We start from the raw sequence: 25339 nt of genomic DNA on the forward strand, positions 1-25339 counted from the left end.
GGATCCCCCATGCCCACCCCCTCACCCAGGGCCGACGCGAGACGCCGGGCCCGATGGTCCGCGCTCGTGGCCGGACTCGGCACGCTCGGCCTGCTGGGCGCCTTCACCGTCGCCAACTCCCAGGCGGCGGAGAGCGGTTCCACGACCAAGGCGGTCGCGGCCGCGCTGCCCTCGTACGACCACGTGGTGGTCGTCGTGTACGAGAACAAGCAGTACGGGGAGATCATCGGCAGCGCGAACGCCCCGTACATCAACCAGCTGGCGAACGGCGGCGCGAGCCTGACCGGCATGAAGGCGCTGACCCACCCCAGCCAGCCCAACTACTTCAACCTCTTCTCGGGCGCCACGCAGGGCATCACCGGCGACGGTTGCTACACCCCGCAGTCGATGACGGCGCCCAACCTCGGCCAGGAGCTGATCGCGGCCGGGAAGACCTTCGCCACGTACAACGAGGACCTGCCGAGCGAGGGGTCCACGGCCTGTACGAACGGCCAGTACGCGCAGAAGCACAACCCGTGGTTCGCCTTCAAGAACGTGCCGCTGAACACCGGGAAGACCTGGTCTCAGTTCCCGCAGAACAACTTCGCGGCGCTGCCGAACCTGTCGTTCGTCGTGCCGAACCAGTGCAACGACATGCACTCGTGCTCGGTCGGCACCGGCGACACGTGGACGAAGAACAACATCGATGCTTACGCGCAGTGGGCGAAGGCCAACAACAGCCTGCTGGTGCTGACCTGGGACGAGGACAACTACCTGGGGTCGAACCAGATCGCCACGGTCTTCTACGGCGCGAACGTCAAGACGGGCAAGTACACCACCGCCTTCAACCACCACCATCTGCTGCGGACCTTCGAGGACCTCTTCGGCACGACGCACGCGGGCAACGCGGCCAACGTCCAGCCGATCAGCGAGGTGTTCGGCGGCTCGACTCCCACTCCCACCCCCACGCCCACCCCGACACCGACGCCCACGCCGACCCCGACACCCACCCCGACCCCGACGGCGGGTGACCTGAAGCTGGCCGATCCGGGCCCGCAGACCTGCAAGTTCAACCAGTCCTGCACCATCCAGCTCAGCGCCACCGGCGGCAAGCCCCCGATCCGGTACGCGGCCACCGGCCTGCCCTGGGGCCTGACCGTAGACCCCGGCACCGGCCGGATCAGCGGCAAGCCGTGGGCCGCCGGCGCCCTCCAGATCACGGCCACCGCCACCGACTCCACGGGCGCGACCGTCACCGCCGGGTTCCCGCTCACCGTCAACTGGTTCTAGACACCCTCAGGGAGGCATCCGTGTACCTGTCGACCAGCCGGGCCGCGGACACGGCCGGGGACACCCCGGCCCGGAACGGCCCGCTGCGGGCCGTCCCCGGCACGGTGTTCGCGCTCGGCCTGGTCAGCCTGATCACGGACGCCTCGGCGGAGATGGTCACCGCCGTCCTGCCGCTGTACCTGATGGCCGGACTCGGCATGTCCCCGCTCGCCTTCGGCGCCCTGGACGGACTCCACCAGGGCGCCACGGCGCTGCTGCGGCTCGCGGGCGGCCGGATCGCGGACCGCACGCACCGCCGCAAACTCGTGGCGGGCTTCGGCTACGCGCTCTCCGCCGCGTGCAAGGCGGCCCTGCTCGCCGTCACCACCCCCTGGTCGGTGGCGGCGGTGCTCGCCGCCGACCGGACCGGCAAGGGCCTGCGCACCGCCCCGCGCGACGCGCTGATCTCGCTCTCCTGCCCGCCCCAGGACCAGGGCCGCGCCTTCGGGGTGCACCGCGCGCTGGACACGGCGGGCGCACTGCTGGGGCCGCTGGCCGCGTTCGGGGTGCTGTGGGTGGTGGTGGACGGGTACGCGGCCGTGTTCACCGTGAGCTGCTGCATCGCGGTGCTGGGGGTGGTGGTGCTGGTCCTGTTCGTACGGGAAGCCCCCGCGCCCGCCCCGGCCACCCGTACCCCGCCGCCCCCCGTACGCACGCTCGTACGGATCCCCGGCCTTCGGCGGCTGTGCGCGACCACCGCCCTGCTCGGCCTGTTCACCGTCGGCGACGCCTTCCTCTATCTGCTCCTCCAGCGCCGGCTCGAGCTGCCGGCCGCGTACTTCCCGCTGCTGCCAGTCGGCACGGCGGCGGTGTTCCTGCTGGCCGCGCTGCCCGCGGGCCGGGCGGCCGACCGGCTGGGCCGGCGCCGGGTGTTCCTCGGCGGGCACGTACTGCTGCTCGGCGCCTGTCTGCTGCTGCTGGCCCCGGTACCGGCCGGGGCCCCTCTCGTCCTCGGCGTCCTCTCACTCCTCGGCCTGTTCTACGCGGCCACCGACGGGGTGCTGATGGCGGCGGCCGGGCCGCTGCTCCCGGCCGGACTGCGCACCACCGGCCTCGCGGTGCTCCAGACGGCGCAGGCCCTGGCCCGGTTCGCCGGGTCGCTGCTGTTCGGCGCGGCCTGGACGCTGTGGGGGCCGGGCCCGGCCCTCGGCATGGCGGCCGGGGGGTTGCTGCTGTCGCTGGCGGCGGTCGCCGTGTTCGGCGGGCGGGAGCGGGGCGAGCCGTCATAGGGTCGGGCGCATGGCTGAAGCACAGCGCACACTCGAAGGCAAGGTCGCCCTGGTGGCCGGGGCGACGCGGGGCGCGGGCCGGGGCATCGCGGTCCAGCTGGGCGCGCAGGGCGCGACCGTGTACGTGTCGGGGCGCAGCTCCCGGAACGGACGCTCGGAGTACGACCGCCCGGAGACGATCGAGGAGACGGCCGAGCTGGTGACGGCGGCGGGCGGGCACGGCATCGCGGTGGTGGCCGACCACCTGGTGCCGGGCGAGGTCGAGGCCCTGGTGGGTCGGATCGACGTGGAGCAGGGGCGCCTCGACGTCCTGGTCAACGACATCTGGGGCGGGGAGCGGCTCTTCGAGTGGGACAGCACGGTCTGGGAGCACGATCTGGACAAGGGGCTGCGGCTGCTGCGGCTCGCGGTCGAGACCCATGCGGTCACCAGCCACTTCGCGCTGCCGCTACTGCTGCGCCGGCCGGGCGGGCTGGTGGTGGAGATGACGGACGGCACCGCCGATTACAACGCGACCAACTACCGGGTGTCGTTCTTCTACGACATCGCCAAGTCCGCGGTCCTGCGCATGGCGTTCGCGCTGGGGCACGAGGTGGGGCCGCGCGGTGCCACGGCGGTGGCGCTGACCCCGGGCTGGCTGCGCTCGGAGATGATGCTCGACAACTTCGGCGTGACGGAGGAGAACTGGCGGGACGCGCTGGACAAGGTCCCGCACTTCGCCATCTCCGAGACCCCGTCGTATGTCGGCCGGGCGGTCGCGGCGCTCGCCGCGGACCCGGAGTCGGCGCGCTGGAACGGGCAGTCCCTGTCCAGCGGGCAGCTCGCCGGGGTCTACGGGTTCACGGACCTCGACGGCAGCCGGCCGGACTGCTGGCGGTACATGGTCGAGGTCCAGGACCCGGGCCGCCCGGCGGACACCACCGGCTACCGCTAGGCCCTCGCCAGGACGCCGTACGCATCCCATTCGGGTGTACGCAGGTGCGTACGGTGTTCGCAGGTGCGTTAGGCTGGGGCCATGTCAGCAGACGAGAAGCAGCAGAGCCCCGCCGCGCCCGCCGTCCCCTCCGTCTGGACGCGCCCGCGCCGGCCGAAGGAGCAGCAGCCGGCGCTCAGCCAGGCCCAGATCGTCGCCGCGGCCGTCAAGCTGCTGGACGCCGAGGGCATCGAGGCCCTGAGCATGCGCAAGCTGGGCACGGGCATGGGCGCCGCCGCCACCTCGCTGTACCGGCACGTGGCCAACAAGGACGAGCTCATCGAGCTGGTCGTGGACGAGGTCTACGGCGAGCTGGAGGTGCCGGAGGCCACGGACCCGGCGGGCTGGCGGGAGTCGGTCTCCCGCAGCGGCCACAGCCTGCGCGCGATGGCCCTGCGCCACCCGTGGGTGGCCTCGGTGCTCGGCCAGGTCGGCCTCGCCCACCTCGGACCCAACCTGATGCGCATGTCGGAGCGGATGCTCGCGCTCTTCCAGGCGGCCGGGTTCCCGGTGGGCGAGGCGGACCTCGCGATGAAGGCGGTCATCTCCTACGTAGTCGGCGCCAGCACCAGCGAGGCCGCGTACCTCTCGCTGCTGGCGCGCAGCGGGCAGAGCGAGCAGGAGTGGCTGGAGAGCCTGCGCCCGGCCGCCGAACAGGCCCTCGCCGGCCACCCGTTGCTCGCCGAGGGGCAGTCGGCGCAGGAGAGCGGGGACCCGCGCCGGATGCGCGAGGAGAACTTCGACTACGGACTCCAGCGGGTCCTGGACGGCCTGGAGGCCCGGCTCAGCCGAAACTGAGGTCACCGCCGGCGAGCGGCGCGAAGTGCCCCTCCACGTCCGCGTCGGTCACGTCCGCCAGGGCGGGCGGCGACCAGCGCGGATCGCGGTCCTTGTCGACGACCTGGGCCCTGATGCCCTCCACCAGGTCGGGCGAGGCCAGGGCGTTGCACGAGACCCGGAACTCCTGGACCAGCACCTCCTCCAGCGAGCCGAGGGCGGCGGCCCGGCGCAGGGCCGCGAGAGTGACCTTCAGTGCGGTCGGGGACTTGGCCAGGATCGTCTCGGCGGCCTCCTTGGCGGCGGGGTCCCCGTCGGCGAGCAGCCGCTCGACGATCTCCTCGACGGTGCCGGCCGCGTAGCAGTGGTCGATCCAGGGCCGCCGGGCGGCGAGTTCACCGGGCGGGGGCGTGGCGGCGTACCGGGGCAGCACCTCGTGGGCGGGGGCCCCGGCGAGGGCGGCGGTCAGTTCCGGCAGCCGCCCGGCGGGGACGAAGTGGTCGGCGAGTCCGCAGAGCAGCGCGTCGGCGGCGCCCACGGCGGCGCCGGTGAGGGCGAGATGGGTGCCGAGCCGGCCGGGCGCGCGGCCGAGCAGCCAGGTCCCGCCGACGTCGGGGACGAAGCCGATGCCGGTCTCGGGCATGGCGACGCGGGAGCGCTCGGTGACGACGCGGACGCCGCCGTGGGCCGAGACGCCGACGCCGCCGCCCATGACGATGCCGTCCATGAGGGCGACGTACGGCTTGGGGTAGCGGGCGATACGGGCGTTGAGGCGGTACTCGTCGCGCCAGAACTCGGCGGAGGCGGTGGTGCCGGCCTTGGCGTCGTCGTGGATGGCCCGGATGTCCCCGCCCGCGCACAGCCCGCGCTCCCCGGCGCCGCGGATCAGGACCTGGTGGACGGCGGGGTCCTCCTCCCAGGCGCCGAGGGCCTCGTCGATGCGCAGGACCATGGGGTGGGTGAGGGCGTTGAGGGCCCTGGGGCGGTTGAGGGTGACCACCGCAGTCCGGCCCTCGACGTGGAACAGGACGGTGTCATCGGCGTTGTCGTCTTCGGTCTTCACGCCGATCAGTATGTCCGCGGCGTAGGGTGGGCCGGTATGCGGAAGATCATCCTCATGTCGGGGGTGTCCCTTGACGGATACATCGAGGGTCCCGAGCGACAGATCGACTGGCACGTCGTCGACGACGAACTGCACCAGCACTTCAACGACGAGCTGCGCTCGATGGGCGGTTTCCTGAGCGGTCGCGTCACGCACGAGCTGATGGCCGACTTCTGGCCGACCGCCGACGCCGACCCGGCGAACGCCGGGCCCATGGCCGAGTTCGCCGGCATCTGGCGCGACATGCCGAAGTACGTCTACTCGCGCACCCTGCAGCAGGCCGGCTGGAACACCACCATCGTGCGGGACGTCGTACCGGACGAGGTCGCCGCGCTGAAGGCGGCCCCCGGCGGCGACCTGATCCTGAGCGGGGCGGATCTCGCCGCCGCGTTCCTGCGCCACGACCTGGTGGACGCGTACCGGATCTACGTGCATCCGGTGCGGATCGGGCGTGGCAAGCCGCTGTTCCCGCCCGTCGACGGCGGCCCGGTGCCACTGCGCCTGGAGGACACCCGCAGGTTCGGCAACGGCGTCGTGCTGCTGAGCTACGGCCGCCCGTAGGCCGCCCCTGCCGGACGCGTGCGGTCAGTCGCGGGGGCGGGCCCGGTGGGCCTGCCAGGCGGCCAGGGCTTCGGCGCGGGTGCCGTCGGGACGGGTGGCGTGCCAGTCGCGCAGGAAGCGGTTGAACTCGAACTGGGCGCCGACCTCCTGGGGTTCGGCCGCCCGTGCGCGGGTGGCGTGCCAGTGGGCCACCGCCTCGGCGAGGGTACGGCCCGCGCCCCGGGCCACGTAATCCCGCATGAAGGCGTCGAAGTGGAATCCCGGGCCGATCTCCCGGACGAAGAACTCCCGGAGCAGCTGGCTGCACCGCTGCCCCGGCGGGATCACGGTGGCGCCGTCGACGGGTGCGGCGAGCTGGCGCCCGCTCCGGCGGGCGGCCGCGGCCGCGGGCGCAGCCGGTTCGGGCGGCAAGCCGTCGAGCGCGGCCGCGAGCCGGGCCGTGACGGCGGTCTTCCCGCCCCCGGCCGACAAGCCCATCTCCCGCGCCAGCGCGCTCAGCTCGGCCAGCGTCCAGTACCAGCGGCCCAGCTCCGCCCCGGTCAGCGCCGGGGTCAGGGCGGGCCGGGACTCCCCCTTATTCGCACTCATGTTCCCATTCTAAAGGTATCGATGATCTGTAAGTCCGCCTTGCAAGGTGGACTGTTTGTCCGTATTTTCGGGCCGTGTCCCCTGCACCGCCACGGAACTGGCGCGCCGAGCGGATCCGGCCGCAGTCGGTGATGGCCACGGCCACCGAAGGAGACTCCATGACCGCCGATCCGAACCGTCTCGCCCTCGGCCAGGACACCGCCCTCGTCCTCATCGACCTGCAGACCGGCATCCTGGGCCTGCCGACCGCCAGGCCCTCCGCCGAGATCCTGGGGCAGGGCATCGCGCTCGCCGAGGCGTTCCGCGCCCGCAAGCTGCCCGTGGTCCTGGTCAAGGTCGCCTGGTCGCCCGACAGCGGCGACCTGCCCACCGCCAATGTGGACCGCCCGGGCCCGGCCTCCGCCCCGCCGGCCGCGTTCTCGCAGATCCCGGCCGAGCTCGCCGCGCTCGGGGACGTGGTCGTCACCAAGCGCCACTGGGGTGCCTTCACCGGTACCGAGCTGGACCTCCAGCTGCGCCGGCGCGGCATCCACCGCATCGTCCTGGCCGGCATCTCCACCAGCGCCGGGGTCGAGTCCACCGCCCGTACGGCCTGGGAGCTCAGCTACGACCTGGTATTCGCCGAGGACGCCACCGCCGACCTGGACGCCGACTCCCACGCCCACACCTTCGGCAAGATCTTCCCGCGCATCGGCAAGGTCGCCAGCACCGAAGAGATCATCGCGGCCCTGGATTCCTGACCCCGGCGGGCGCGGCCACCTCCAGCCAGACGCACTTGCCGTCCGGCCCCGGCCGGGAACCCCAGGCGCGGGCCAGCCGGTTCATGATCAACAGTCCGTGCCCGCCGGGCTGCCCGGGCCTCGAACCCGGCCCCGTCCGCACGGGGACCGGCGGCGCCGGGTTCCCGTCGGTCACCTCGATGCGCAGCCGCTCGTCGTCGCAGTCCAGCAGCAGCGCTCCCGGCCCGCCACCGTGCAGGCAGGCGTTGGCCACCACCTCGGACACCAGCAGGAGCACGTCATCGGCCGCGTCCCGGTCCTCCTGGGTGGCGGCCGGGAGCCAGTGCCACGCGGCCAGTGCCCGGCGGGCGAAGTCGCGGCTGCGCGTCACGACATCGGTGGCCCCGTCCAGTACCAGGTACCAGGTCCGGTCGGGTGACCCCCGCTGCTCCATGACGCTCAGACTCCTCAGTGTCGACGTGCCGTAGCCGTACCCACCCACCCTGTGTCCGTGAGGCAGAGGCACTATCCTGGCGAACCACCCGTCCTGCTCAGCGCTTGCGCCACATCGGCGTACACCGGGAAGACCCCGTCGGCGCCGGTGATGTGGAACATGCGGGCGACGGAACCGCGCAGCCCGGTCAGCTCCACACTGCCGCCGGCCTCCTGCGCCGTGAGCCTGCTGTGCAGCAGCACGTTCAGCCCGGTGGAATCGCAGAAACCCAGCTTCGTCAGGTCCACCAGCAGCCGGCCGCCCTGGGCGACCGCCTCGTCGAGGGCTTCACGCAGGGGCTGGGCCGTGTCGTGGTCCAGCTCCCCCGCCAGCTCCAGGACGACGGCTCCGTCCACGGTCTGCACCGCGACGGTGAAGCGCTCATTGTCCGCTCCCGGAACCATCCGGCATCACCCTTCCGTCCTGTTCTTGCACCTTCCCAGAAGCCACGCGGATACGCCTCCGCCACCCACGCGCATGATGCGGTCCGAGCGGGGCAGGCGGGGCCTGGTAGCACTCCCGAAAGGATGCCCCTCATGGACAAGGAACAAGCCAAGGCCAAAGGCAAGCAGCTCAAGGGCAAGGCCAAGCAGTCGGCCGGAGACGCCACGGACAACCCGCGCCTGAAGGCCGAGGGCACGGCCGAGAAGATGACCGGCAAGGTCCAGGAAACCGCCGCGAAGGCCGCCGAGCGGATGAAGCGCGACAAGCACTGACGGACCGTTCGGTGCGCGGATCGGTCTCCCGTCCCTTCCCCGTGAACGACCGTGGGGCCGTTTCAGATTTCTCTGAAACGGCCCCACGACCTGCGACTTCGAAAAGTCGGGACGACAGGATTTGAACCTGCGACCCCTTGACCCCCAGTCAAGTGCGCTACCAAGCTGCGCCACGTCCCGATGTGCCTGCGAGTGTCTTTTGACCGGGTTTCCCCTGTCTCGGCGGCACATGCAGAACATTACCCCACGCCGAGGGGTGTGCATGCACCGGTAATCGGCGAGGGCGAAGATGAGGTGGTGAACGCACGGGATCGGGATGTCGAGGGGCGGGCGCGCAGTGCGCGGCCCAGGGACGGGTTGGGGCGGCCGTTGCCGTACGGGGCGGCCGGGGTGGAGCGGCAGCCCGAGGGGGTGGTGCGCTCACCCGGGGAGACGGTGGTGGAGGCGCAGCGGCTGCTGGACGCCGGGATGCCGTTCCACGCGCACGAGGTGTTCGAGGACGCCTGGAAGTCGGGGCCCGAGGAGGCGGCCCCGCTCTGGCGGGGGCTCGCGCAGCTCGCGGTCGGGCTGACGCACTCCGCGCGCGGGAACGCGGTCGGCGGGGCGCGGCTGCTGCGGCGCGGGGCCGCCGGGATCGAGGGGCTGGACGGGCGGCCGTACGGGGTCGACGTGCCGGGCCTGGTCCGGTGGGCCGGGGAGCTGGCCCACCGGGTGGACGGCGGCGCGGCCGTGGACGCCGCCGCCGAGGCACCGCGGCTAGCCGGCCGGCTGGAGTAGGTCCCAGCGGTTTCCGTACAGGTCCTCGAAGACGGCGACGGAGCCGTACGCCTCGTGGCGCGGCTCCTCGAGGAAGTGGACGCCCTCGGCGGCCATCCGGGCGTGGTCGTGCGCGAAGTCGTCGGTGTAGAGGAAGAAGCCGACGCGGCCGCCGGTCTGGTCGCCGACGCGCAAGCGCTGGGCCTCGTCCTTGGCGCGGGCCAGCAGCAGCGCGGTCTCCTTGGCGCCGGGCGGGCGGACCACGACCCAGCGGGAGCCGTCCGGGCGGGCGGTGTCCTCGGCGAGGTCGAAGCCGAGGGCGCGGGTGTAGAAGTCGATCGCCTCGTCGTAGTCGTGGACCAGGAGGGCGGTGAGGGCGATGTGAGAGGGCATGCCCCTATTGTGCGCCGGGCGCTGTTAGGAGGATCACGTCCAGGGCGCGGGGGCCGTGCACACCCTCCACCCGGTCGAGTTCGATGTCGCTGGTCGCGGAGGGGCCCGAGATCCACGTCAGCGGGCGGGTGGGGTCGAGGCGTTCGAGGGCCTGCGGGACCGAGTCGACGACCTGGTCGGGGACCCGGACCACGCAGACGTGGTGGTCGGGGATCAGGGTGATCCGGCGCCGGCCCTGCCCGGGGCCCGCGTCGAGGACGATCGTGCCGGTCTCGGCGACGGCCAGGGCGCAGCCCGTCACGACGCTGTCCACGCCGTCGAGTTCACGGATGGTCGACGTCTGCCGGTCGGGGACCAGGGTGGCGTCCACGTCCGCCGTCCACCGGACGGGCAGGCCCGCCGGTACGAGCACCTGCCGCGATCCCCGCGCGGCGAGCAGCCGCGCCAGCAGCGGCACGAGCCCGCCCTCGTCGGCGCGGTGGACCCGGGCCCGGTATTCGGCGAGGTTCGCCGCGAGCAGGTCCGCGGTCTGTGCCGGGGTGCGCGCGCCGTGCACGCGCAGGTAGTCCCGGGGGATGTCCACCTCGGGGCCGCCCGCGGCGGCGCGGCGGATGCGGGCCAGGATGCGGTCCCTGCTGGTCACTGCGGGTTCCCCCGTTCTCGGGTCCACCAGTCGCGGAAGGACTCCGCCGGGACGGCGGGCAGTTCGCGGGTGTCGGTCCAGGCCCGTCCCGGGCCGGGCAGCCGGCGCGGCCGCAGCCTGCGGGCCCGGGCGAGCAGCCGCATCCCCGCACGGAGCGCGCCGGGATGGTCCAGGAGCAGCCGGGCGGCGCGCATGGCGGCCCGTTCGGCGGTGTGGCCGTGCGCGGGGCGGAGCGTGACGCGGATGCCGTCCCGGGTCACCGGGCCGCCCTGGGCCACCCGTTCGCGCAGGTGGAGGAGGACTTCGGGGATGTCGATGGCGACGGGGCAGACCTCGTAGCAGGCGCCGCACAGGGTGGATGCGTAGGGCAGCGAGGCGTCGATCTCGCTGCTGGTGCCGCGTAGTTGGGGGCTGAGGATGGCGCCGATGGGGCCCGGGTAGACGGATCCGTAGGCGTGGCCGCCGGCGCGTTCGTAGACGGGGCAGACGTTGAGGCAGGCGGAGCAGCGGATGCAGCGCAGGGCCTGGCGGCCCACCTCGTCGGCGAGGGTGTCGGTGCGGCCGTTGTCGAGGAGGACGAGGTGGAAGGCGGTGGGTCCGTCGCCGTCCGCCCCTCGTGAAGGGCCCAGCCCCGTCCACATCGTGGTGTACGGGTTCATCCGCTCGGCCGTCGAGGAACGCGGCAGGGTCTGGAGGAAGATCTCCAGGTCCCGGAAGGTCGGGACGACCTTCTCCACGCCGACGACCGAGATCAGGGTTTCGGGCAGGGTCAGGCACATCCGGCCGTTGCCCTCGGACTCGAGGACGACCATGGTGCCGGTCTCGGCGACCATGAAGTTGGCGCCGGACACGGCGACTTTGGCCCGCAGGAACTTCTCGCGCAGGTGCAGCCGGGCCGCCTCCGCGAGTTCGCGCGGGTCGTCACCGAGCGCTTCGGGTGCCGGCCGCCCCCAACGGCCCATCTCCGTACGGAAGATGTCGCGGATCTCGGCGCGGTTGCGGTGGATCGCCGGGACCAGGATGTGCGAGGGCCGGTCGTGGCCGAGCTGGACGATGAGTTCGGCGAGGTCGGTCTCGTACGCGGCGATCCCGGCGGCCTCCAGCGCCTCGTTGAGGCCGATCTCCTGGGTGGCCATGGACTTGACCTTGACGACCTCCCGCTCGCCGGTGGCGAGCACCAGGCCGGTCACGATCCGGTTGGCCTCGTCCGCATCGGCGGCCCAGTGGACCGTGCCGCCCGCGGCGGTCACCGCGGCCTCCAGCTGGAGGAGGTAGCGGTCGAGGTGGCGCAGGGTGTGGTCCTTGACGGCCTTGCCGGCGGCCCGCAGCCGGTCCCAGTCCGCGAGTTCGGCGACCGCGCGGGCCCGTTTGTCGCGGATGGTGTGCGTGGCGTGCCGGAGGTTGGCCCGCAGTACGCCGTCCCGTACGGCCTCGCGGGCCGCCTCGGGGAACGCGGGCATGCCGAGATGCGTGCCGGTCATGACAGGGGCTCCTCCTCGGTCGCGGCCAGGATCTCGGCGAGGTGCACGGCCCGCAGCGGGGTCCCGGCCCGGCGCAGCAGGCCCTCGAGGTGGGCCAGGCAGGAGTTGTCGGCGCCGCACAGCACCTCCGCGCCGGTGGCGGCCGCGCTGCCGGTCTTGTCGGCGCCCATCGCGGCGGACACGTCCGGGTTCTTCACGGCGAAGGTGCCCCCGAAACCGCAGCACTCCTCGGCGCCGGGCAGCTCGACCAGCTCCAGGCCCCTGACGGCGGCCAGCAGCCGCCGCGGCCGGTCTCCGAGCCCGAGGGCGCGCAGGCCGTGGCATGAGGGGTGGTAGGTGACGGTGTGCGGAAAGTACGCGCCGACGTCGGTCACCCCGAGCACGTCGACCAGGAACTCGCTCAGCTCGTACACGCGCGGCGCGAGCGAGTCGGCGGCCTCGGCGAGCGAAGTGCCGCGCCCCTCCCCCGCCGCTTTCCGGCCCATCCGCGGGTAGTGCTCGCGGATCATCGCGGCGCAGGACCCCGAGGGGGTGACCACGTACGGATACCCGGCGAAGGCCTCGGCCGTGCGCCGCATCAGCGGTTCGGCCTCGTGCCGGTAGCCGGTGTTGTACTGCGGCTGCCCGCAGCAGCTCTGGGCCGCCGGGAAGTCCACGGTGACGCCGAGCCGCTCCAGGAGGCGTACGACGGCGATGCCCGTGCGCGGGTACAGCGCGTCGTTGACGCAGGTGACGAACAGGGCGACGCGCATGACGGGCAGAATAGCGGCGTGAAGAAGTTCTCAGTGATCGGCATAGGCGCGGGCGACCCGGACCACCTGACCCTCCAGGCGGTCAGGGCGATCGGCGCGGCGGACGCATTCCTCATCCTCGAGAAGGGCGAGGAGAAGGCGGATCTGACCGGGCTGCGGCGCGCGATGCTCGACGAGCACGCCCGCCCCGGCCACCGGCTGGTGGAGGGCCGCGACCCGGACCGGGACCGCACCCCGGCCGACTACACCCCGACGGTGGACGGCTGGCGCAGCGCGCGGGCCGAGCTCTTCGAGCGGTTCATCGCGGAGGATCTGGCGGAGGGCGAGACCGGGGCGTTCCTGGTGTGGGGCGACCCCTCGCTGTACGACTCCACGCTCGCGATCCTCGACGAGGTGCTGGAGCGCGGCCGGGTGGCCTTCGAGCACGAGGTGGTGCCGGGCATCAGCAGCGTCTCGGCGCTGCTGGCACGGCACCGGACCAATCTGAACCGGGTGGGCCGCCCGGTCCAGATCACCACCGGGCGGCGGCTGGCCGAGGGCTGGCCGCAGGACGTGGACGACGTGGTGGTGATGCTGGACGCGCGGCACGCCTTCACCGCCCACCTGGACCAGGACCTGTTCATCTACTGGGGGGCCTACGTCGGCACCCCGGACGAGATCCTGGTCCAGGGCAAGCTCGCGGACGTCGCCGGGCGGATCGAGGAGCTGCGCACCGAGGCCCGCACCCGCAAGGGCTGGATCATGGACACCTACCTGCTCAGGCGCGGCTGAGCCCCCCTTACCCCAGGAACGCGGGCAGGGCCGCGGCGAGGCGCTCGTACTCCTCGGGGTGGTTGTAGACCTGCCCGCAGACGCGCAGGCCGCCGCCGCCCGGCCGGGGCCAGACCAGGACCCGGATGCGGAGCTTCGCCGCGAGTTCCTCGCGCATGGCCCGGGCGGCGTCCTGGGTCTCGGCGACGCCGGGCGGCAGCAGGACGGAGCGCATCGGGAGGCCCGGGGTGTGCGGGAGGACGGTGAACCCGGGAAGCCGGGCGAGCAGATCCGCGCCGTAGGCGGCGAGCGCACTGTTGTGGGCCCGTACCTTGGCGGCGTCGAGGCGGTCGAGCAGGCCGAGGCCCTCGGGGGCGGCCAGCCAGCCGGTGTAGTCGGCGGTGGCCCGGTACTCGACCGAGCGGGGGAAGCCGCGGTGGTCCTCCCAGGAGGGCACCAGGGCCCTGACGCGGGCCCGGTGGGCGGGGGCCACGGCGAGGAGCGCGCTGCCGGGCGGGGCGTAGCCCCACTTGTGCAGGTTCCCGAACCAGAAGTCGGCTCCGGCGGCGATCGGCTCGGCCAGCGTGCCGGGGGTGTGGGCGCCGTCGACGACGGTGGTGATCCCGCGCGCGGCGAGGTCCGCGAGGAGCCGGGGGCCGGCGAGGAGGCGGGCGGTCGGCGAGCTGACGTGGTCGAGCAGGGCCACCTTCGTGCGGGGCGTGAGCGCCGCCAGCACGGCCTCGCGCACGGCGTCCTCGTCGGGCAGGCGCGGGTCCAGGGCCACCGTGGTGACGGGCGCGCGGCGGGCGGCCGCGGCGGTCACGGTGCCGTAGCCGTGGTCGGTGACCAGGATCTCGTCGCCGTCGGCGAGCGGGATGGCGTCGAGCGCGAGGTTGGCGCCCTCGGTGGCGTTGGAGATGAAGGCGATGCCCTCGGGATCCGCCCCGAGCTGGGCCGCGATCCGGTCCCGGGCCCTGGCCAGCCGATCGGAGACGCCGTTGAAGAAGGCGTCGGGGTCGGCGTGGGCCTCGGCACGCAGCGCCTCCTGGGCTTCCTGGACGGGGACGGGGACCGCTCCGTAGGAGCCGTGGTTGAGGTGGCTGACGGCCGGGTCCAGCCGGAAGAGGGCGCCGCCGCCGGGGAATGCGGTCGGGGTGGCGGGCTCGGTCACGGGTACCTCCGGGTGGCGGGTGCGGCGGGGCTGCTTCCGGATCATCCAAGGGCGGCGCGCGGCCCGACAAGGCCAATCGCGACACAGTGGCCTGCCCCGGGTTCGCCGCTCCCCTACCGTTCCCGCCCGCTGGTCGCCGCGTAGTACTGAAGGTCCTGGACCTCCACCGTGCCGTCCACCGGGTACGGCAGCCGCACCTCCGCGCCGGCCTTCCCGCCCCGCACCACGGCCGCCGAGGTGGTGCCCGCCTTCAGCGGCAGCAGCTCGGAGTGGACGCCCGCGGGGGCCTCGTGGGTGTCCTTCGCGGATCCGACGGCCGTACGGACGACTCCGGGCCCGGCGAGGAAGCTGAGCACCTCCACCGTGTCCCTGGGCGCGGCGGTGCCCTTGCGCGGCGCCATCAGCAGCGACTGGTCGCCCGTCGGGTCGGCGGCCGCGAACTGGGTGCGGGCGGTGAGGTACAGCGTGTCCCGGACGATCTTCGGCCAGCCGCCCGTCTTGAACCGGGTGAGGTAGTAGGAGGTCAGATCCAGATAGGCGTACCCGTTGTGCAGGGAGGGCGCGAACTGGCTGCCCTCCGAGTAGTCGTTCCAGGTGGTGAGCTGGACCCAGTCGGCCCCGTCCTCGATGGCGTGCGTCCAGGTGGAGCGCAGGGTGGCGGTGTTGCCGGCCTCGTCGTAGATGCCCTGGTTGGGGCGGGCGTCCTGGACCGAGACGGGCTGCATCCAGATCTTGCCCAGGCCGTGCGCCCGCCGGACGTCGCGGGTGTTGCTCTCCTGGCCGACGTAACTGCGGCTGCCCCACTCGGAGAAGCCGTGGCTGATGGGGGCGAACGCGTCGCTGTGGGCGCCGAAGTCGAGGAACAGCGGGACGAAGGCGGTGCGGACGCCGTGTCTGGACCGCAGGATCTCCAGGGCCTCGGTCCACCACGCGACGCTCTTCTCCTCCGCCTTGAACGGGGAGACGACGAGCCGGCCGTCGGGGAGCCGGTGGGCGGCCGGGGCGTCGCCGAGCGTGGCGATCGCGTCGGCGAGCACGCCCGGGTCGTCGGTCTTCAGCGAGGTCATGTCGGGCATCAGCATGATCTTGAAGGCCGGGTCGACCGAACGGGCCGCCGCCATCAGCAGGTTGCAGCGGTCCCAGTTCCGGCCGGAGAGGGACAGCACGTCCAGGGTGAACCCGTCGATGCCCGCCGCGCGGGCCGTGCGCACCTCCTGCTGGAGGTTGGCGTACTCCCAGTCGCCGGTCTTGGGTTCGACGGGCAGCGGCCGGTCGCGGAGCAGGCCGCCGTACTTCCCGTGCTTGCCGCTCTCGCCGTCCGGGTTCAGGTAGTTGCGGGTGTAGTAGTCGCCGTCCGCGCGCGCGTTGTCGAGGGAGAGCGGGTACGGGGTGAAGTAGTGGGCGAACACCAGCTTCTTGCCTGCTTCGCCGGAGCGCAGGGCGGCCGGCTGGGGCATGTCGAAGGGCAGGGCGCCGGCGGGGCGCGCCGCCCCGGTGTCCGTCGCGCCCCCGGGGTTGCCCTTGGCGGCCGCGCCCTCGGTCGGCGGCGGGCTCTCGGCGGGCTGCTGGGCGGCCGGTCCGGGGTCGCCGGGCGAGGGGCTGCCGCCGACCGGACCGGCGGACGGGACGCTGATGCCCGGGTCCGGACTGCCGTGCGCGGAGGTCGCGTTGAAGGGGTCCCAGGCGAGGCCGGCGGCCGCGCACACCCCGACGAGGAGGAAGGCGGAGAGCAGCAGGGTCAGCAGCGGCCTGCGGCCGCGGAACCCCGATCGGCGCCGGTGCGACACCGGCCGGGCCGCCCGCTCCGGCCGCCGCTGTGCCCGACGGTCAGTCGGCCGCTGTGCCCGCCGGTCAGTCCGCCGGTCCGCTCTCATCCTGGTCCCTCCCCCGCACATGCCCCCCAGTGGGGGGCTGCACAGCAGTAGAGCCCATGACCGGCTTCCGGACAACTGTTCCTGGTATCGGCCCCGGTCAGGAGCGCGTGGCGGCGATGTCGGCGTTCTCCAGGATTCCGATGGCGTCGGGGACGAGGATCGCCGCCGAGTAGTAGGAGCTGACCAGGTAGGACATGACCGACTTCTGGTCGATGCCCATGCAGCGGACGTTGAGGCCGGGTTCGATCTGCTCGGGGATCGCGGCCGGGCGCAGGCCGATGACGCCTCCGTTGTCCTCTCCGGTGCGCAGGGCCAGGATGGAGCTGGTGTGGCCGCCGACGACGGGGATCTTGCCGCAGGGCAGCACGGGGATGCCGCGCCAGGACGGCACCTGCTTGCCGTGGACCTCCACGGTGTCCAGGGCGAGGCCGCGCTTGTTGCACTCGCGGAAGAAGGCGGCGATGGCCTTGGGGTGCGCGAGGAAGAACTTGGTGCCGCGGCGCATGCTGAGCAGGTCGTCCATGTCGTCGGGGGTGGGCGGGCCGGACCAGGCGCTGATGCGCTGTCCGTAGTCGGCGTTGTGCAGGAGCCCGAAGTCGCGGTTGTTGAGGAGCTCGGACTCCTGTCGTTCGCGCATCGCCTCCACCGTCAGGCGCAGTTGCTGCTCGAACTGGTTCATCGGGTCGTTGTAGAGGTCGGCTACCCGGGTGTGGATCTGCAACACGGTTTGGGCGAGGCTCAGTTCGTACTCGCGCGGCCGCAGTTCGTAGTCGACGAAGGTGGCGGGCAGCAGGGCCTCGCCCGCGTGGCCGGAGGCCAGCTCGATATCGGCCTCGCCGCGCCGGTTGACGGGCCTGCGGCCGTTCTCCACGTACTGGTCCAGGTGGGTGCGCAGGCTCGCCGCGCGGCCGAGCACCTCCTGGAAGGAGCTCCAGCGCAGCACCATGACGGTCCCGGCGGTCGAGGCCCGTACGCCGTACCCCCAACGCGGGTCGGTCTGGCCGAGGGCGTCGTCGCCGAGCTGGTCGCCGTCGGCCACGACGCCGAGGAGTTCGGCGCCGCCGTACTTGCCCTCGGCCCGCTTCTCGAAGCGGCCGTGGGCGATGATGAACACCTCGTCGACGGGGGCTCCCGCCTCCACGAGCCCGTCGCCGGCGCGCAGGTCGCGCTTGACGAAGCGCAGGGCCAGTTCCTCCAGGACGGCCGTGTCCTCGTACCCCTTGAGGGTGGGCAGTTCAGTGAGGGTGGGGGCGAGGATGCGTACGTCGTCCGCGCCGGCCTGGACGAACGAGACCCGGCCGCGCCCCACGGCATGGGTCAGGCGGCGGTTGACGCGATAGGTGCCGGCTCCGAGGTCCACCCAGGGCAGCATGCGCAGCAGCCAGCGCGAGCTGATGCCCTGCATCTGGGGAACGGACTTGGTGGTCGTCGCGAGATTGCGGGCCGCGGCGGTGCTCAGGCTCAGCTGCCGGTCGTCGGCGGAGGTCAGGGGTGGCTGCGCCTCTGCGGTCATGCGGGGTTCCTCCCTGCGTCGGTCACGCGGAGCGTGCTGCACGCCCACGGTGGGGCGCCGGGTGGGGCGCGCGGTAGCCGCACCGGCCCGGGCGTCTGTTGAAAATCCCGGCCGGTTGAAGCCCTGCACTCCTGTACGAACGGCCTGGCGCACGGGCGGCCGTACGGACTGCCGTACGGGCTTTCAACGCCGCCGGATCTTCAACAGGTCCGGTGGCCCCGGGGCTACCGGATCCCTGGCCGGCCCGCGCTCCATGGGTGGGTGTGCCGACCCGCAGGAGGATCCATGGACCGCGCCCCCGCCCACGCCCCGGGCCGTCCACGCGTGCCCGCCGCCGATCCGGCGGAGGTCCTGCGCCGGCTGCTCGGCGGCCGCAGCGGCCTGGGCGCCTCGCCCCCGCGCACCGATCCCCCCCCGAGCACGCGCACCGGCACGGGCACCGGCACGGGCACCGGCACGGGCACCGGCACCGGCACCGGCACCGGCCCGGGAATCGTCATCCCCCCGCTGTACTGCCCCGACGCCGTCCGGGACGACCCGGCGCTGGCCGATGTCGTCAACGACCGGCTCGTCCTGTGGGCGGCCGAGACCGGGATCTACGCGGGCCGCCTGGACGCGCTGCGCGCCTGCCACTTCGGCCGCCTGATGATGCTCGCGCACCCGGACTGCGACGACCCAGACCGGCTGCTGGCGGCCGCCAAATGCGGGCTCTCCGAGTGGTCCGTGGACGATCACTGGGCCGACGAGGGCGAGGACGCCGACCCCGGGCTGCTCGGCCTGCGCACGGCGCTCGCGCACGCCGTGGTCGACCCGGTGCGCCTGCCGGCGGGCTACGAGCGGCAGTTCGAGGAGCGGGTGGCGGCCGAGCCGGTGCTGCGCGCCTTCCGTTCCAGCCTCGAGCACCTCGCCGAGTTCGCCTCCCCGACCCAGGTGACCCGCCTGCGCTACCAGCTGGCCGTGATGTTCGTCGGGTACAACCACGAGGCCGAGTGGCGGATGTCCGGCCGTCGGCCGCCGGTCTGGGAGTACCTGGTTCACCGGTACGAGAACGGCTTCTTCCCCTGCATGGTGCTGACCGATCCGCTCGGCGGCTACGAGGTGCCCGCGCCGGAGTTCGCGGACGCCCGGGTCCGGCGTACGTACATGTATGCGGGGGTGGCCACCTGCCTGCTCAACGACCTCTATTCGATGGCCCGGGAGGATGGCGCCGACACCAACCTCCCCGACCTGATCGCGGCCGAGGAGCACTGCTCCCTCCAGGAGGCGGTGAACCGCACGGCGGCGATCCACGACGACGTGATGCACACGGTCGAGGCGGAGTCGGCGGCCCTGGCCGCCCTCGGCTCACCCGCGTTGGGCCGCTTCCTGGAGGGGGTCTGGAACTGGATGGGCGGAGCGAAGGAGTGGCACGCCACGAGCCCCCGCTACCACGGACCGGCCTGACACTCCCCAGGTTCTGGCACCCCCTAGGTCCTGTCCGGGCGATCTTCGTGGGTCAGCCCGCGTGGTCTGGTGCGGTGCATCGCAAGGCGGTGGGGGCACCTCCCAGCGGTAGCTGGGGGACATCGCAGCTCGTACTTGGCCGTACTCGCGCGATGCGACAACGCGGCGAGGTGCCGTGCCAGGCCACGCGGGCCCGCGAAGATCGCCCGGACAGGGCCTAGGTGAGGGCGCAGGCGCGGGCCAGCAGCGCCCGCGCCGTGCGGTTGCCGCGTACCGGCTGGAGTCGGCCGCGCAGCCGCCGCAGGGCGTCGTCGACCCGGGCGGAGTCCAGCTGGGGCACCGCGTCCAGCATCTCGTGCCAGGTGGCACAGGCCCGTTCCACGTGGCCCTGGTTCAGCTGGAGTTCGGCGAGCCGGGCCAGGGTGACGGCGCGCGCCCGCCGCTCTCCCGGCGGCCGGCGGCGCAGTGAGGTGCCGAGCGCGGTGATCGCACCCCGCGCGTCCCCGAGGGCGGCCAGTGCTTCGGCCTGCTGATGGGCGAGCGCGGCGTGGTGGTAGTCGCCGATGGCGGCGCGCTGCCCGTCCGTCCGCTCCAACAGCCGCTCCGCTTCGGCCAGATGGGCCACCGCGGCCCGCCGGTCGCCGCAGGCGGCCTCCGCGACGGCCAGCTGCCCGGTGACGAAGGCGGCCTGGAGGGCGGGCAGCCGTCCTGCCTCCCGGGCGGCCGCCTCCGCCAGCTCCCACGCCTGCTTGCGGTGTCCGAGGTGGTGGGCCTGCACGCTCATGGCCCGCAGTACGGGCGCCCAGCACCCGGGATCCCCCGCCTCCTGGCCGAGCCTCAGCCCCGCCCGGTAGTACGCCTGCGCCACGCCCTGCTGGTTGCCGTCGAAGCACAGGAACCCCGCGGTGTACGCGAGCCGCGCGGCGCAGCCCAGCAGCCGGTGCCGTACCGCGGGGGCGGCGCCCGCCCGCAGCCAGGGCGCCACGGTGGTGGCGAGGTAGCGGGTCAGGGCGGGCCGGGCCAGGCCGCTGCCGAACATCATGTCGGCGTTGCGGAAGACCGGCAGGACGGCCTCGGCCGCCTCCACGTGCTCCGCCCCGATCCGCCCCGACGAGCGCGCGGGAGCCCCGGCCGGGCCCGGCGGCGGCCAGCCCGGGGGCCGCCACGCGGAGGAGTAGACGGGGATCTCGCCCAGCAGGGCCAAGGCGTCCGCACCGTGCGGTTCGGTGCCGGGGCGGTCGCGCGCCCGGACCCCGGCGCCGACCCCGGCGGGCCGGGCGAGCCCGGTGTCGGCCGGGCTGATCCGCCGCCCGGTACGGCGGCTCAGCGCCTCGGCGGCGAGGGCGACGACGTGCGCGGGCGGCCGGGTGCCGGCCAGCCAGTGCGATATCGAGGTCCGGTCGTAACGCAGGGTGAGGCCGGTCTCGGCGGCCACGCCGTTGACGGCGCGCGCGAAGTCCTGCCCGCTCCAGCGCGCGTCGGTGAGGAGGGTGCGGAGTCGTCCGTTGGGTTCACGCTTGGCCATCAGAACCGCCCAGCTCGTACACGTGTCCATCCATTCAACGCGGTCGGACATTCAACACGGCGGGGCGGAGACGGATGTACCGGGTGAGGCCGTCCTGCCCCTAACTAAGACGTGTGCGCTCGGCGGCACGCGGTCACACCGCGTGGCCCTGGCGTACGGGAGCACAGCAGATCACACGGAGCGGGATCGTTCCTCCCGGTCACTCCCGCACGCCGCCCCCGCACCCGAGGCCTCCGTACGGGGCGCTCCACCGCGCCGAGCATCCGCGCAGCTCCCAGGAAGACCGACCGAGAGGAAGGCCCGCCATGTCCGTCGACCCCAGCGCCGAAGCGAGCGCCGAGCACCTGACCGCCGCAGCACGGCAGAGCCTGAGCACCGAGGCCGCCCGGAATCTGGCCACCACGACCAAGTCAGCCCCGCAGATGCAGGGGATCAGCTCGCGCTGGCTGCTGCGGATCCTGCCGTGGGTACAGACGGGCGGCGGCACGTACCGGGTCAACCGCACCGTCAGCTACACCCTCGGCGACGGGCGCATCACCTTCGTGAAGACCGGCTCCGAACTGCGGGTCATCCCGGCGATGCTGCGCGAGCTGGGCATGCTCCGGTACTTCCCCGACGACCAGGTGGTCAAGGCCATCGCCGACCGGTTCGTCAAGGAGGAGTTCCGCAAGGGCGACGTGATCGTCCGGCGCGATGAACCCGTCGACAAGATCTACCTCATCGCCCACGGACGCATCGAGCGGCTGAGCGTCGGCGCGTACGGGGACGAGGCCAGCCTGGGCGTGCTCAGCGACGGCGACCACTTCGGCCACCATCCGCTGCCCGACGCCCGCTGGGAGTTCACCGCCCGCGCCCAGACCGACGTGGTGACGATGACCTTCAACCGTGGCGACTGGGACGCGGCCCTGAACAGCTCCGCCGCGCTGCGCCGGCACGCGGAGGCCTATCTGGAGGCGGAGCGAGTCGGCCGCCGGGGCAGCGACGCCGTGGACCTGTCGGCCGGCCACACCGGCGAGGTGATGCTGCCCGGCACGTACGTCGACTACGACCTGAGCCCGCGCGAGTACGAGCTGAGCGTCGCGCAGACCGTGCTGCGCGTGCACTCCCGGGTCGCCGACCTCTACAACCAGCCCATGAACCAGTCCGAGCAGCAACTTCGCCTGACCGTCGAGGCATTGAAGGAGCGTCAGGAAAGCGAGCTGATCAACAACGCGGAGTTCGGGCTGCTGCACAACGCCGACTACGAGCAGCGGATCTATGCCCGCACCGGCCCGCCGACCCCCGACGACATGGACGAACTCCTCAGCCGCCGGCGCGGGTCGCAGTACTTCCTGGCCCATCCGCGCACCATCGCCGCCTTCGGCCGCGAATGCAGCCGGCGCGGCCTGTACCCGGACAGCGTGGACTTCCAGGGCCACCGGCTCCCGTCCTGGCGGGGGGTGCCGCTGCTGCCCTGCAACAAGATCCCGGTGACGCCGGAGCGGACCAGCTCGATCCTGGTCCTGCGTACGGGCGAGGACAACGAGGGGGTCGTCGGGCTGCATCCGGTGGCGCTGCCCGACGAGTACCAGCCGGGCCTGTCCGTCCGCTTCATGAACATCAACGAGCAGGCGATCATCTCCTACCTGGTCACGGCCTACTACTCGGCGGCGATCCTCGTGCCCGACGCCGTCGGGGTGCTGGAGAACGTAGAGATCTCCCGTTTCGACGACTGAGGGGGGCCAGGACATGACCGTTCCGCAGGAGAACATCTCCCGGCAGCCCTTCGAGCTGCCCGAGTTCTACCTCCCGCATCCCGCCCGGCTCAACCCCCACCTGGAGGAGGCCCGGGCCCACACCCGCGCGTGGGCCGCGGAGCTGGGGATGCTGGAAGGCTCGGGCGTGTGGGGCCCGGCCGACCTCGAGGCGCACGACTACGCGCTGTTGTGCGCCTACACCCACCCCGAGTGCGACGGCCCGATGCTCTCGCTGGTCACCGACTGGTACGTGTGGGTGTTCTTCTTCGACGACTGGTTCCTGGAACGCTTCAAGCGCTCCGGCGACCGGGCGGGCGGGCGGGACGCCCTGGAGCGGCTGGCGCCGTTCATGCCGGCCGACCCGCACGCGCCGGTGCCCGAGCCGGCCAACCCGGTGGAGGCGGGCCTCGCCGACCTGTGGCGCCGTACGGTGCCCGGCCACTCGGCGGACTGGATCGGACGCTTCACCGTCAGCACCCGCAACCTGCTCCACGAGTCGCTGTGGGAGCTCGACAACATCAGCATCGGCCGGGTCTCGAACCCGGTGGAGTACGTCGAACAGCGCCGCAAGGTGGGCGGCGCGCCCTGGTCGGCGGGGATCGTCGAGCACGCGGTGGGCGTGGAGGTGCCCCCTTCCGTCTCGGAGGAGCGGGCGCTGCGCGTCCTGCGCGACTGTTTCGCCGACTCGGTGCACTTCAGGAACGACCTGTTCTCCTACGAGCGGGAGATCGGGAAGGAGGGCGAGCTCAGCAACGGGGTGCTGGTCCTGGAGCGGTTCTTCGGCTGCACCACCCAGGAGGCCGCCGACCAGCTGAACAACATGATCACCTCGCGGCTCCAGCAGTTCGAGAGCACCTTCTTCACCGAACTGCCCGTGCTGTTCGCGGAGAAGGGCCTGGACCCGGCCGGGATCCTCGCCGTCCTCACCTACGCCCGCGGGCTCCAGGACTGGCAGTCCGGCGGCCACGAGTGGCACATGCGCTCCAGCCGGTACATGAACACCCGCCCCGGCCGGACCGGCACGGACCTCCCCGGGTGGCTGCGCGGCCCAACAGGGCTGGGGACCACCGGTGCCAACATCAGGGCGCTGCTGGGCCTGACCGGCGGCGCGCGGCGGGTCCGCCAGCACACCAACACCCCGCATCCGGTGGGCCCTTCGGTGATCCCCCAGTTCTACATGCCGCTGCGGAACGAGCTCAGTCCGCACCTGGAAGGCGCCCGGGAGCGGCTCATCGAGTGGAACCGCGAAATGGGCATCCTCGACGAGGGAGTCTGGTGGGAGGAGAAGGCGCGGGGCTACGACTTCGCGCTGTGCTCGGCGGGCATCGACCCGGGCTGCACCCCTGAGGCGCTGGACATCAGCGCGGGCTGGCTGAGCTGGGGCACGTACGCCGACGACGTCTATCCCCTGGTTTTCGGAACCGGCCGGAACCTGGCCGCCGCCAAGGTCCAGACGGCCCGGCTGCGCGCCTGCATGCCGCTGGACCTGTCCGCGCCGCCGCCCCCGGCCAATGCCATGGAGCGGGGGCTGGCCGACCTGTGGCGGCGCACGGCCGCGCCGATGGGACCGCGCGGCCGGGAGCTGTTCCGGGAGGCGATGGACCGGGTGCTGGACAGCTGGCACTGGGAGCTGGAGAACCAGGCGGCCAACCGGGTGCCGGACCCCGTCGACTACCTGGAGATGCGCCGGGTGACTTTCGGGTCGCCGATGACGATCGCGCTCGCGCGGATGGCGCACATGGACGTCGTCCCGCAGGAGGTCTACGCGAGCTCGGCCATGCAGTCGCTGGAGGCCTCGGCCTTCGACTACTCGGCCCTGGAGAACGACGTGTTCTCGTACCAGAAGGAGGCCGAGTACGAGGGTGAGCTGCACAACTGCCTGATCGTCGTGGAGAACTTCTTCGACTGCGACTATCCGGCCGCGCTGCGGATCGTGAACGATCTGATGACCGCGCGGATGAAGCAGTTCGAGCACGTGGTGCAGAACGAACTGCCCGTCATGTACGAGGACTTCGGGCTGGACGCGGCGGCCCGCGCGGCCCTGGACCGCAACGCCGAGGAGCTGAAGCGGTGGATGGCCGCCATCCATGTCTGGCACCTCGGGACACGGCGCTACCGGGAGGAGGATCTCGAGCGCCATCACGCGCACCGCCCGGCCGCGGCCTCGGGAGCGGTCGTCCCGGACCCGCCGGGCGATGGCCGTCGGTTGCCGCCGGCTCCGCACCGCGCGGCGTGGGCCTGACCTGCGGGGCGGCCGGCCCGTCCGCAGGAATACGACATTCCCCTGGTCTTGTGACGCAGGCGGCGCATAATCGTCGTCATGCGGCTGGAAAAACCCTCTTGCCGCGCTTGGTCACGCATGCACTGGGGGGCATCGTGCCGATGAGGGAATCCGGGGCGTCCAAGACACTGCCCGCGACATCCGCAGAGATGTCGCGGCTGCTGACCGCCGTCCGGCGGGGGCGCGTCCTGACCGTGACGGGGCCGTTCCGCGAGCCGCGGAGCCTGCTGGTGCGGGAGATCGCACGGCGGCTCGCGTCCAACTTCTACGACGGGGTGGCCGTCGTCGACCTGGACCACGCCTTCGGCGTGCGGGATCTGACGGCTGCCCTGGGCTGCGTACCGGGCATGCCCTTCCTGCCGTGCGGTACGGCCAATGCGGCCTCCTGGCTCGCCGAGCGCGACATGCTGCTCGTCCTCGACGGCAGCGACCGGCTCACCCCGGCGGCTCTGGACTGGCTGCGGGACTTACTCCGCCGCGCGCCGGGCCTGCGTCTCCTGGCCGCCGGCCGCCATCCGCTGGCCTTCGAGGAGGAGCGGGTCCACCGGCTCTGAC

General features: G+C 72.8%; 25 protein-coding genes and 1 tRNA gene. 13 read left to right on the plus strand and 13 right to left on the minus strand.

Annotation, left to right across the window (positions count from 1 at the left end):
* The first annotated feature begins 9 nt into the window (after positions 1–9).
* The 4 genes from JIW86_RS08965 (at position 10) to JIW86_RS08985 (ending at position 4308) form a co-directional block, all read left to right on the plus strand.
* Entirely contained in the window at positions 10–1269 is a 1260-nt protein-coding gene (locus tag JIW86_RS08965; RefSeq protein WP_416237542.1) for an alkaline phosphatase family protein, read from the plus strand.
* Between the two features lie 20 nt (positions 1270–1289).
* Complete coding sequence (locus JIW86_RS08975) at positions 1290–2537, plus strand: MFS transporter (protein WP_257553283.1); 1248 nt, start codon at positions 1290–1292, stop codon at positions 2535–2537.
* A gap of 10 nt (positions 2538–2547) precedes the next feature.
* Entirely contained in the window at positions 2548–3471 is a 924-nt protein-coding gene (locus JIW86_RS08980) for an SDR family oxidoreductase (RefSeq protein ID WP_257553284.1), read from the plus strand.
* Positions 3472–3552: 81 nt separating this feature from the next.
* Positions 3553–4308 (plus strand): TetR/AcrR family transcriptional regulator, encoded by a 756-nt coding sequence (locus JIW86_RS08985; RefSeq protein ID WP_257553285.1) that lies wholly within the window; start codon positions 3553–3555, stop codon positions 4306–4308.
* On the opposite strand, the gene JIW86_RS08990 is transcribed toward JIW86_RS08985, so the two are convergent.
* Positions 4295–5350: an enoyl-CoA hydratase/isomerase family protein gene (locus JIW86_RS08990; protein WP_257553286.1), complete on the minus strand. Its 1056-nt coding sequence runs from the start codon at positions 5348–5350 to the stop codon at positions 4295–4297. The two genes, JIW86_RS08985 and JIW86_RS08990, sit on opposite strands and share 14 nt — an antisense overlap.
* Positions 5351–5386: 36 nt before the next feature.
* On the opposite strand from JIW86_RS08990, the gene JIW86_RS08995 reads away from it, so the two are divergent.
* A complete protein-coding gene (locus tag JIW86_RS08995; protein ID WP_257553287.1) occupies positions 5387–5950 on the plus strand; it encodes a dihydrofolate reductase family protein in 564 nt (187 codons plus the stop codon).
* Between the two features lie 24 nt (positions 5951–5974).
* Here JIW86_RS08995 and JIW86_RS09000 read toward each other — a convergent pair whose 3' ends face one another.
* Positions 5975–6538, minus strand: coding sequence for an SAP domain-containing protein (locus JIW86_RS09000; RefSeq protein ID WP_257553288.1), 564 nt, complete (start codon positions 6536–6538; stop codon positions 5975–5977).
* A gap of 158 nt (positions 6539–6696) precedes the next feature.
* Between JIW86_RS09000 and JIW86_RS09005 the strand changes: the two genes are divergently transcribed.
* Positions 6697–7278 carry a hydrolase gene (locus JIW86_RS09005; RefSeq protein WP_215148178.1) on the plus strand — a complete coding sequence of 194 codons (582 nt, stop codon included), beginning with the start codon at positions 6697–6699 and terminating at the stop codon, positions 7276–7278.
* On the opposite strand, the gene JIW86_RS09010 is transcribed toward JIW86_RS09005, so the two are convergent.
* Positions 7256–7711 (minus strand): ATP-binding protein, encoded by a 456-nt coding sequence (locus JIW86_RS09010; RefSeq protein ID WP_215148179.1) that lies wholly within the window; start codon positions 7709–7711, stop codon positions 7256–7258. The two genes, JIW86_RS09005 and JIW86_RS09010, sit on opposite strands and share 23 nt — an antisense overlap.
* Before the next feature lie 71 nt (positions 7712–7782).
* Positions 7783–8154, minus strand: coding sequence for an STAS domain-containing protein (locus JIW86_RS09015; protein ID WP_257553289.1), 372 nt, complete (start codon positions 8152–8154; stop codon positions 7783–7785).
* Between the two features lie 132 nt (positions 8155–8286).
* Here JIW86_RS09015 and JIW86_RS09020 point away from each other — a divergent pair, with 132 nt between their 5' ends.
* Positions 8287–8466 carry a CsbD family protein gene (locus JIW86_RS09020; protein ID WP_374199325.1) on the plus strand — a complete coding sequence of 60 codons (180 nt, stop codon included), beginning with the start codon at positions 8287–8289 and terminating at the stop codon, positions 8464–8466.
* A gap of 106 nt (positions 8467–8572) precedes the next feature.
* Here JIW86_RS09020 and JIW86_RS09025 read toward each other — a convergent pair.
* Positions 8573–8646: transfer RNA gene (locus JIW86_RS09025), tRNA-Pro, on the minus strand.
* 117 nt (positions 8647–8763) lie between these two features.
* Between JIW86_RS09025 and JIW86_RS09030 the strand changes: the two genes are divergently transcribed.
* Positions 8764–9243 (plus strand): DUF309 domain-containing protein, encoded by a 480-nt coding sequence (locus JIW86_RS09030; RefSeq protein WP_257553290.1) that lies wholly within the window; start codon positions 8764–8766, stop codon positions 9241–9243.
* Here JIW86_RS09030 and JIW86_RS09035 read toward each other — a convergent pair.
* The 4 genes from JIW86_RS09035 to JIW86_RS09050 are packed head-to-tail and all read right to left on the minus strand — an operon-like array spanning position 9223 to position 12491.
* Positions 9223–9615 carry a VOC family protein gene (locus JIW86_RS09035; protein ID WP_257553291.1) on the minus strand — a complete coding sequence of 131 codons (393 nt, stop codon included), beginning with the start codon at positions 9613–9615 and terminating at the stop codon, positions 9223–9225. The genes JIW86_RS09030 and JIW86_RS09035 overlap by 21 nt on opposite strands.
* 4 nt (positions 9616–9619) lie before the next feature.
* The gene (locus JIW86_RS09040; RefSeq protein WP_257553292.1) at positions 9620–10258 is read right to left on the minus strand and encodes a LutC/YkgG family protein; all 639 of its coding nucleotides are present in this window, start codon (positions 10256–10258) and stop codon (positions 9620–9622) included.
* Complete coding sequence (locus JIW86_RS09045) at positions 10255–11739, minus strand: lactate utilization protein B (protein WP_257553293.1); 1485 nt, start codon at positions 11737–11739, stop codon at positions 10255–10257. The genes JIW86_RS09040 and JIW86_RS09045 overlap by 4 nt, the downstream gene beginning before the upstream one ends.
* Positions 11736–12491 carry a (Fe-S)-binding protein gene (locus JIW86_RS09050; protein ID WP_257553294.1) on the minus strand — a complete coding sequence of 252 codons (756 nt, stop codon included), beginning with the start codon at positions 12489–12491 and terminating at the stop codon, positions 11736–11738. Before JIW86_RS09050 ends, JIW86_RS09045 begins: the two co-directional genes overlap by 4 nt.
* Positions 12492–12509: 18 nt before the next feature.
* On the opposite strand from JIW86_RS09050, the gene cobF reads away from it, so the two are divergent.
* Positions 12510–13262: a precorrin-6A synthase (deacetylating) gene (cobF, locus tag JIW86_RS09055; RefSeq protein ID WP_257553295.1), complete on the plus strand. Its 753-nt coding sequence runs from the start codon at positions 12510–12512 to the stop codon at positions 13260–13262.
* A 7-nt stretch (positions 13263–13269) separates the two neighbouring features.
* On the opposite strand, the gene JIW86_RS09060 is transcribed toward cobF, so the two are convergent.
* From JIW86_RS09060 to JIW86_RS09070, 3 genes are all read right to left on the minus strand, one after another.
* Positions 13270–14412 (minus strand): aminotransferase class V-fold PLP-dependent enzyme, encoded by a 1143-nt coding sequence (locus JIW86_RS09060; protein ID WP_257553296.1) that lies wholly within the window; start codon positions 14410–14412, stop codon positions 13270–13272.
* A 113-nt stretch (positions 14413–14525) separates the two neighbouring features.
* Complete coding sequence (locus tag JIW86_RS09065) at positions 14526–16199, minus strand: glycoside hydrolase family 71 protein (protein ID WP_257553297.1); 1674 nt, start codon at positions 16197–16199, stop codon at positions 14526–14528.
* Between the two features lie 184 nt (positions 16200–16383).
* On the minus strand, positions 16384–17799 hold the full coding sequence (locus JIW86_RS09070; RefSeq protein WP_257553298.1) for a family 2B encapsulin nanocompartment shell protein: 1416 nt from the start codon (positions 17797–17799) through the stop codon (positions 16384–16386).
* Positions 17800–18084: 285 nt separating this feature from the next.
* Between JIW86_RS09070 and JIW86_RS09075 the strand changes: the two genes are divergently transcribed.
* Positions 18085–19242 carry a family 2 encapsulin nanocompartment cargo protein terpene cyclase gene (locus tag JIW86_RS09075; protein WP_257553299.1) on the plus strand — a complete coding sequence of 386 codons (1158 nt, stop codon included), beginning with the start codon at positions 18085–18087 and terminating at the stop codon, positions 19240–19242.
* Between the two features lie 217 nt (positions 19243–19459).
* Here JIW86_RS09075 and JIW86_RS09080 read toward each other — a convergent pair whose 3' ends face one another.
* On the minus strand, positions 19460–20767 hold the full coding sequence (locus JIW86_RS09080; RefSeq protein WP_257553300.1) for a hypothetical protein: 1308 nt from the start codon (positions 20765–20767) through the stop codon (positions 19460–19462).
* Positions 20768–21072: 305 nt separating this feature from the next.
* Here JIW86_RS09080 and JIW86_RS09085 point away from each other — a divergent pair, with 305 nt between their 5' ends.
* The 3 genes from JIW86_RS09085 (at position 21073) to JIW86_RS09095 (ending at position 25338) form a co-directional block, all read left to right on the plus strand.
* Positions 21073–22482, plus strand: a complete 1410-nt coding sequence (locus tag JIW86_RS09085; RefSeq protein ID WP_257553301.1) for a family 2B encapsulin nanocompartment shell protein — start codon at positions 21073–21075, stop codon at positions 22480–22482.
* A gap of 13 nt (positions 22483–22495) precedes the next feature.
* Positions 22496–24745, plus strand: a complete 2250-nt coding sequence (locus JIW86_RS09090) for a terpene synthase family protein (RefSeq protein ID WP_257553302.1) — start codon at positions 22496–22498, stop codon at positions 24743–24745.
* Between the two features lie 188 nt (positions 24746–24933).
* On the plus strand, positions 24934–25338 hold the full coding sequence (locus JIW86_RS09095; protein WP_215146961.1) for a hypothetical protein: 405 nt from the start codon (positions 24934–24936) through the stop codon (positions 25336–25338).
* Position 25339: the final 1 nt, after the last annotated feature.

Source organism: Streptomyces sp. NBC_00162, assembly GCF_024611995.1.
GTDB lineage: Bacteria > Actinomycetota > Actinomycetes > Streptomycetales > Streptomycetaceae > Streptomyces.

Excerpts from the sequence above, each read along its gene's own strand:
- JIW86_RS09080 (WP_257553300.1), bottom strand. The coding sequence starts at position 20,767 with ATGGCCAAGCGTGAACCCAACGGACGACTCCGCACCCTCCTCACCGAC.
- JIW86_RS08995 (WP_257553287.1), top strand. The coding sequence starts at position 5,387 with ATGCGGAAGATCATCCTCATGTCGGGGGTGTCCCTTGACGGATACATC.
- JIW86_RS08980 (WP_257553284.1), top strand. The coding sequence starts at position 2,548 with ATGGCTGAAGCACAGCGCACACTCGAAGGCAAGGTCGCCCTGGTGGCC.
- JIW86_RS09095 (WP_215146961.1), top strand. The coding sequence starts at position 24,934 with ATGTCGCGGCTGCTGACCGCCGTCCGGCGGGGGCGCGTCCTGACCGTG.
- JIW86_RS09070 (WP_257553298.1), bottom strand. The coding sequence starts at position 17,799 with ATGACCGCAGAGGCGCAGCCACCCCTGACCTCCGCCGACGACCGGCAG.
- JIW86_RS09045 (WP_257553293.1), bottom strand. The coding sequence starts at position 11,739 with ATGACCGGCACGCATCTCGGCATGCCCGCGTTCCCCGAGGCGGCCCGC.
- JIW86_RS09050 (WP_257553294.1), bottom strand. The coding sequence starts at position 12,491 with ATGCGCGTCGCCCTGTTCGTCACCTGCGTCAACGACGCGCTGTACCCG.
- JIW86_RS09000 (WP_257553288.1), bottom strand. The coding sequence starts at position 6,538 with ATGAGTGCGAATAAGGGGGAGTCCCGGCCCGCCCTGACCCCGGCGCTG.
- JIW86_RS09015 (WP_257553289.1), bottom strand. The coding sequence starts at position 8,154 with ATGGTTCCGGGAGCGGACAATGAGCGCTTCACCGTCGCGGTGCAGACC.
- JIW86_RS08985 (WP_257553285.1), top strand. The coding sequence starts at position 3,553 with ATGTCAGCAGACGAGAAGCAGCAGAGCCCCGCCGCGCCCGCCGTCCCC.
- JIW86_RS09085 (WP_257553301.1), top strand. The coding sequence starts at position 21,073 with ATGTCCGTCGACCCCAGCGCCGAAGCGAGCGCCGAGCACCTGACCGCC.
- JIW86_RS09010 (WP_215148179.1), bottom strand. The coding sequence starts at position 7,711 with ATGGAGCAGCGGGGGTCACCCGACCGGACCTGGTACCTGGTACTGGAC.
- JIW86_RS09020 (WP_374199325.1), top strand. The coding sequence starts at position 8,287 with ATGGACAAGGAACAAGCCAAGGCCAAAGGCAAGCAGCTCAAGGGCAAG.
- JIW86_RS08965 (WP_416237542.1), top strand. The coding sequence starts at position 10 with ATGCCCACCCCCTCACCCAGGGCCGACGCGAGACGCCGGGCCCGATGG.
- JIW86_RS09090 (WP_257553302.1), top strand. The coding sequence starts at position 22,496 with ATGACCGTTCCGCAGGAGAACATCTCCCGGCAGCCCTTCGAGCTGCCC.
- JIW86_RS09005 (WP_215148178.1), top strand. The coding sequence starts at position 6,697 with ATGACCGCCGATCCGAACCGTCTCGCCCTCGGCCAGGACACCGCCCTC.
- JIW86_RS09075 (WP_257553299.1), top strand. The coding sequence starts at position 18,085 with ATGGACCGCGCCCCCGCCCACGCCCCGGGCCGTCCACGCGTGCCCGCC.
- JIW86_RS09035 (WP_257553291.1), bottom strand. The coding sequence starts at position 9,615 with ATGCCCTCTCACATCGCCCTCACCGCCCTCCTGGTCCACGACTACGAC.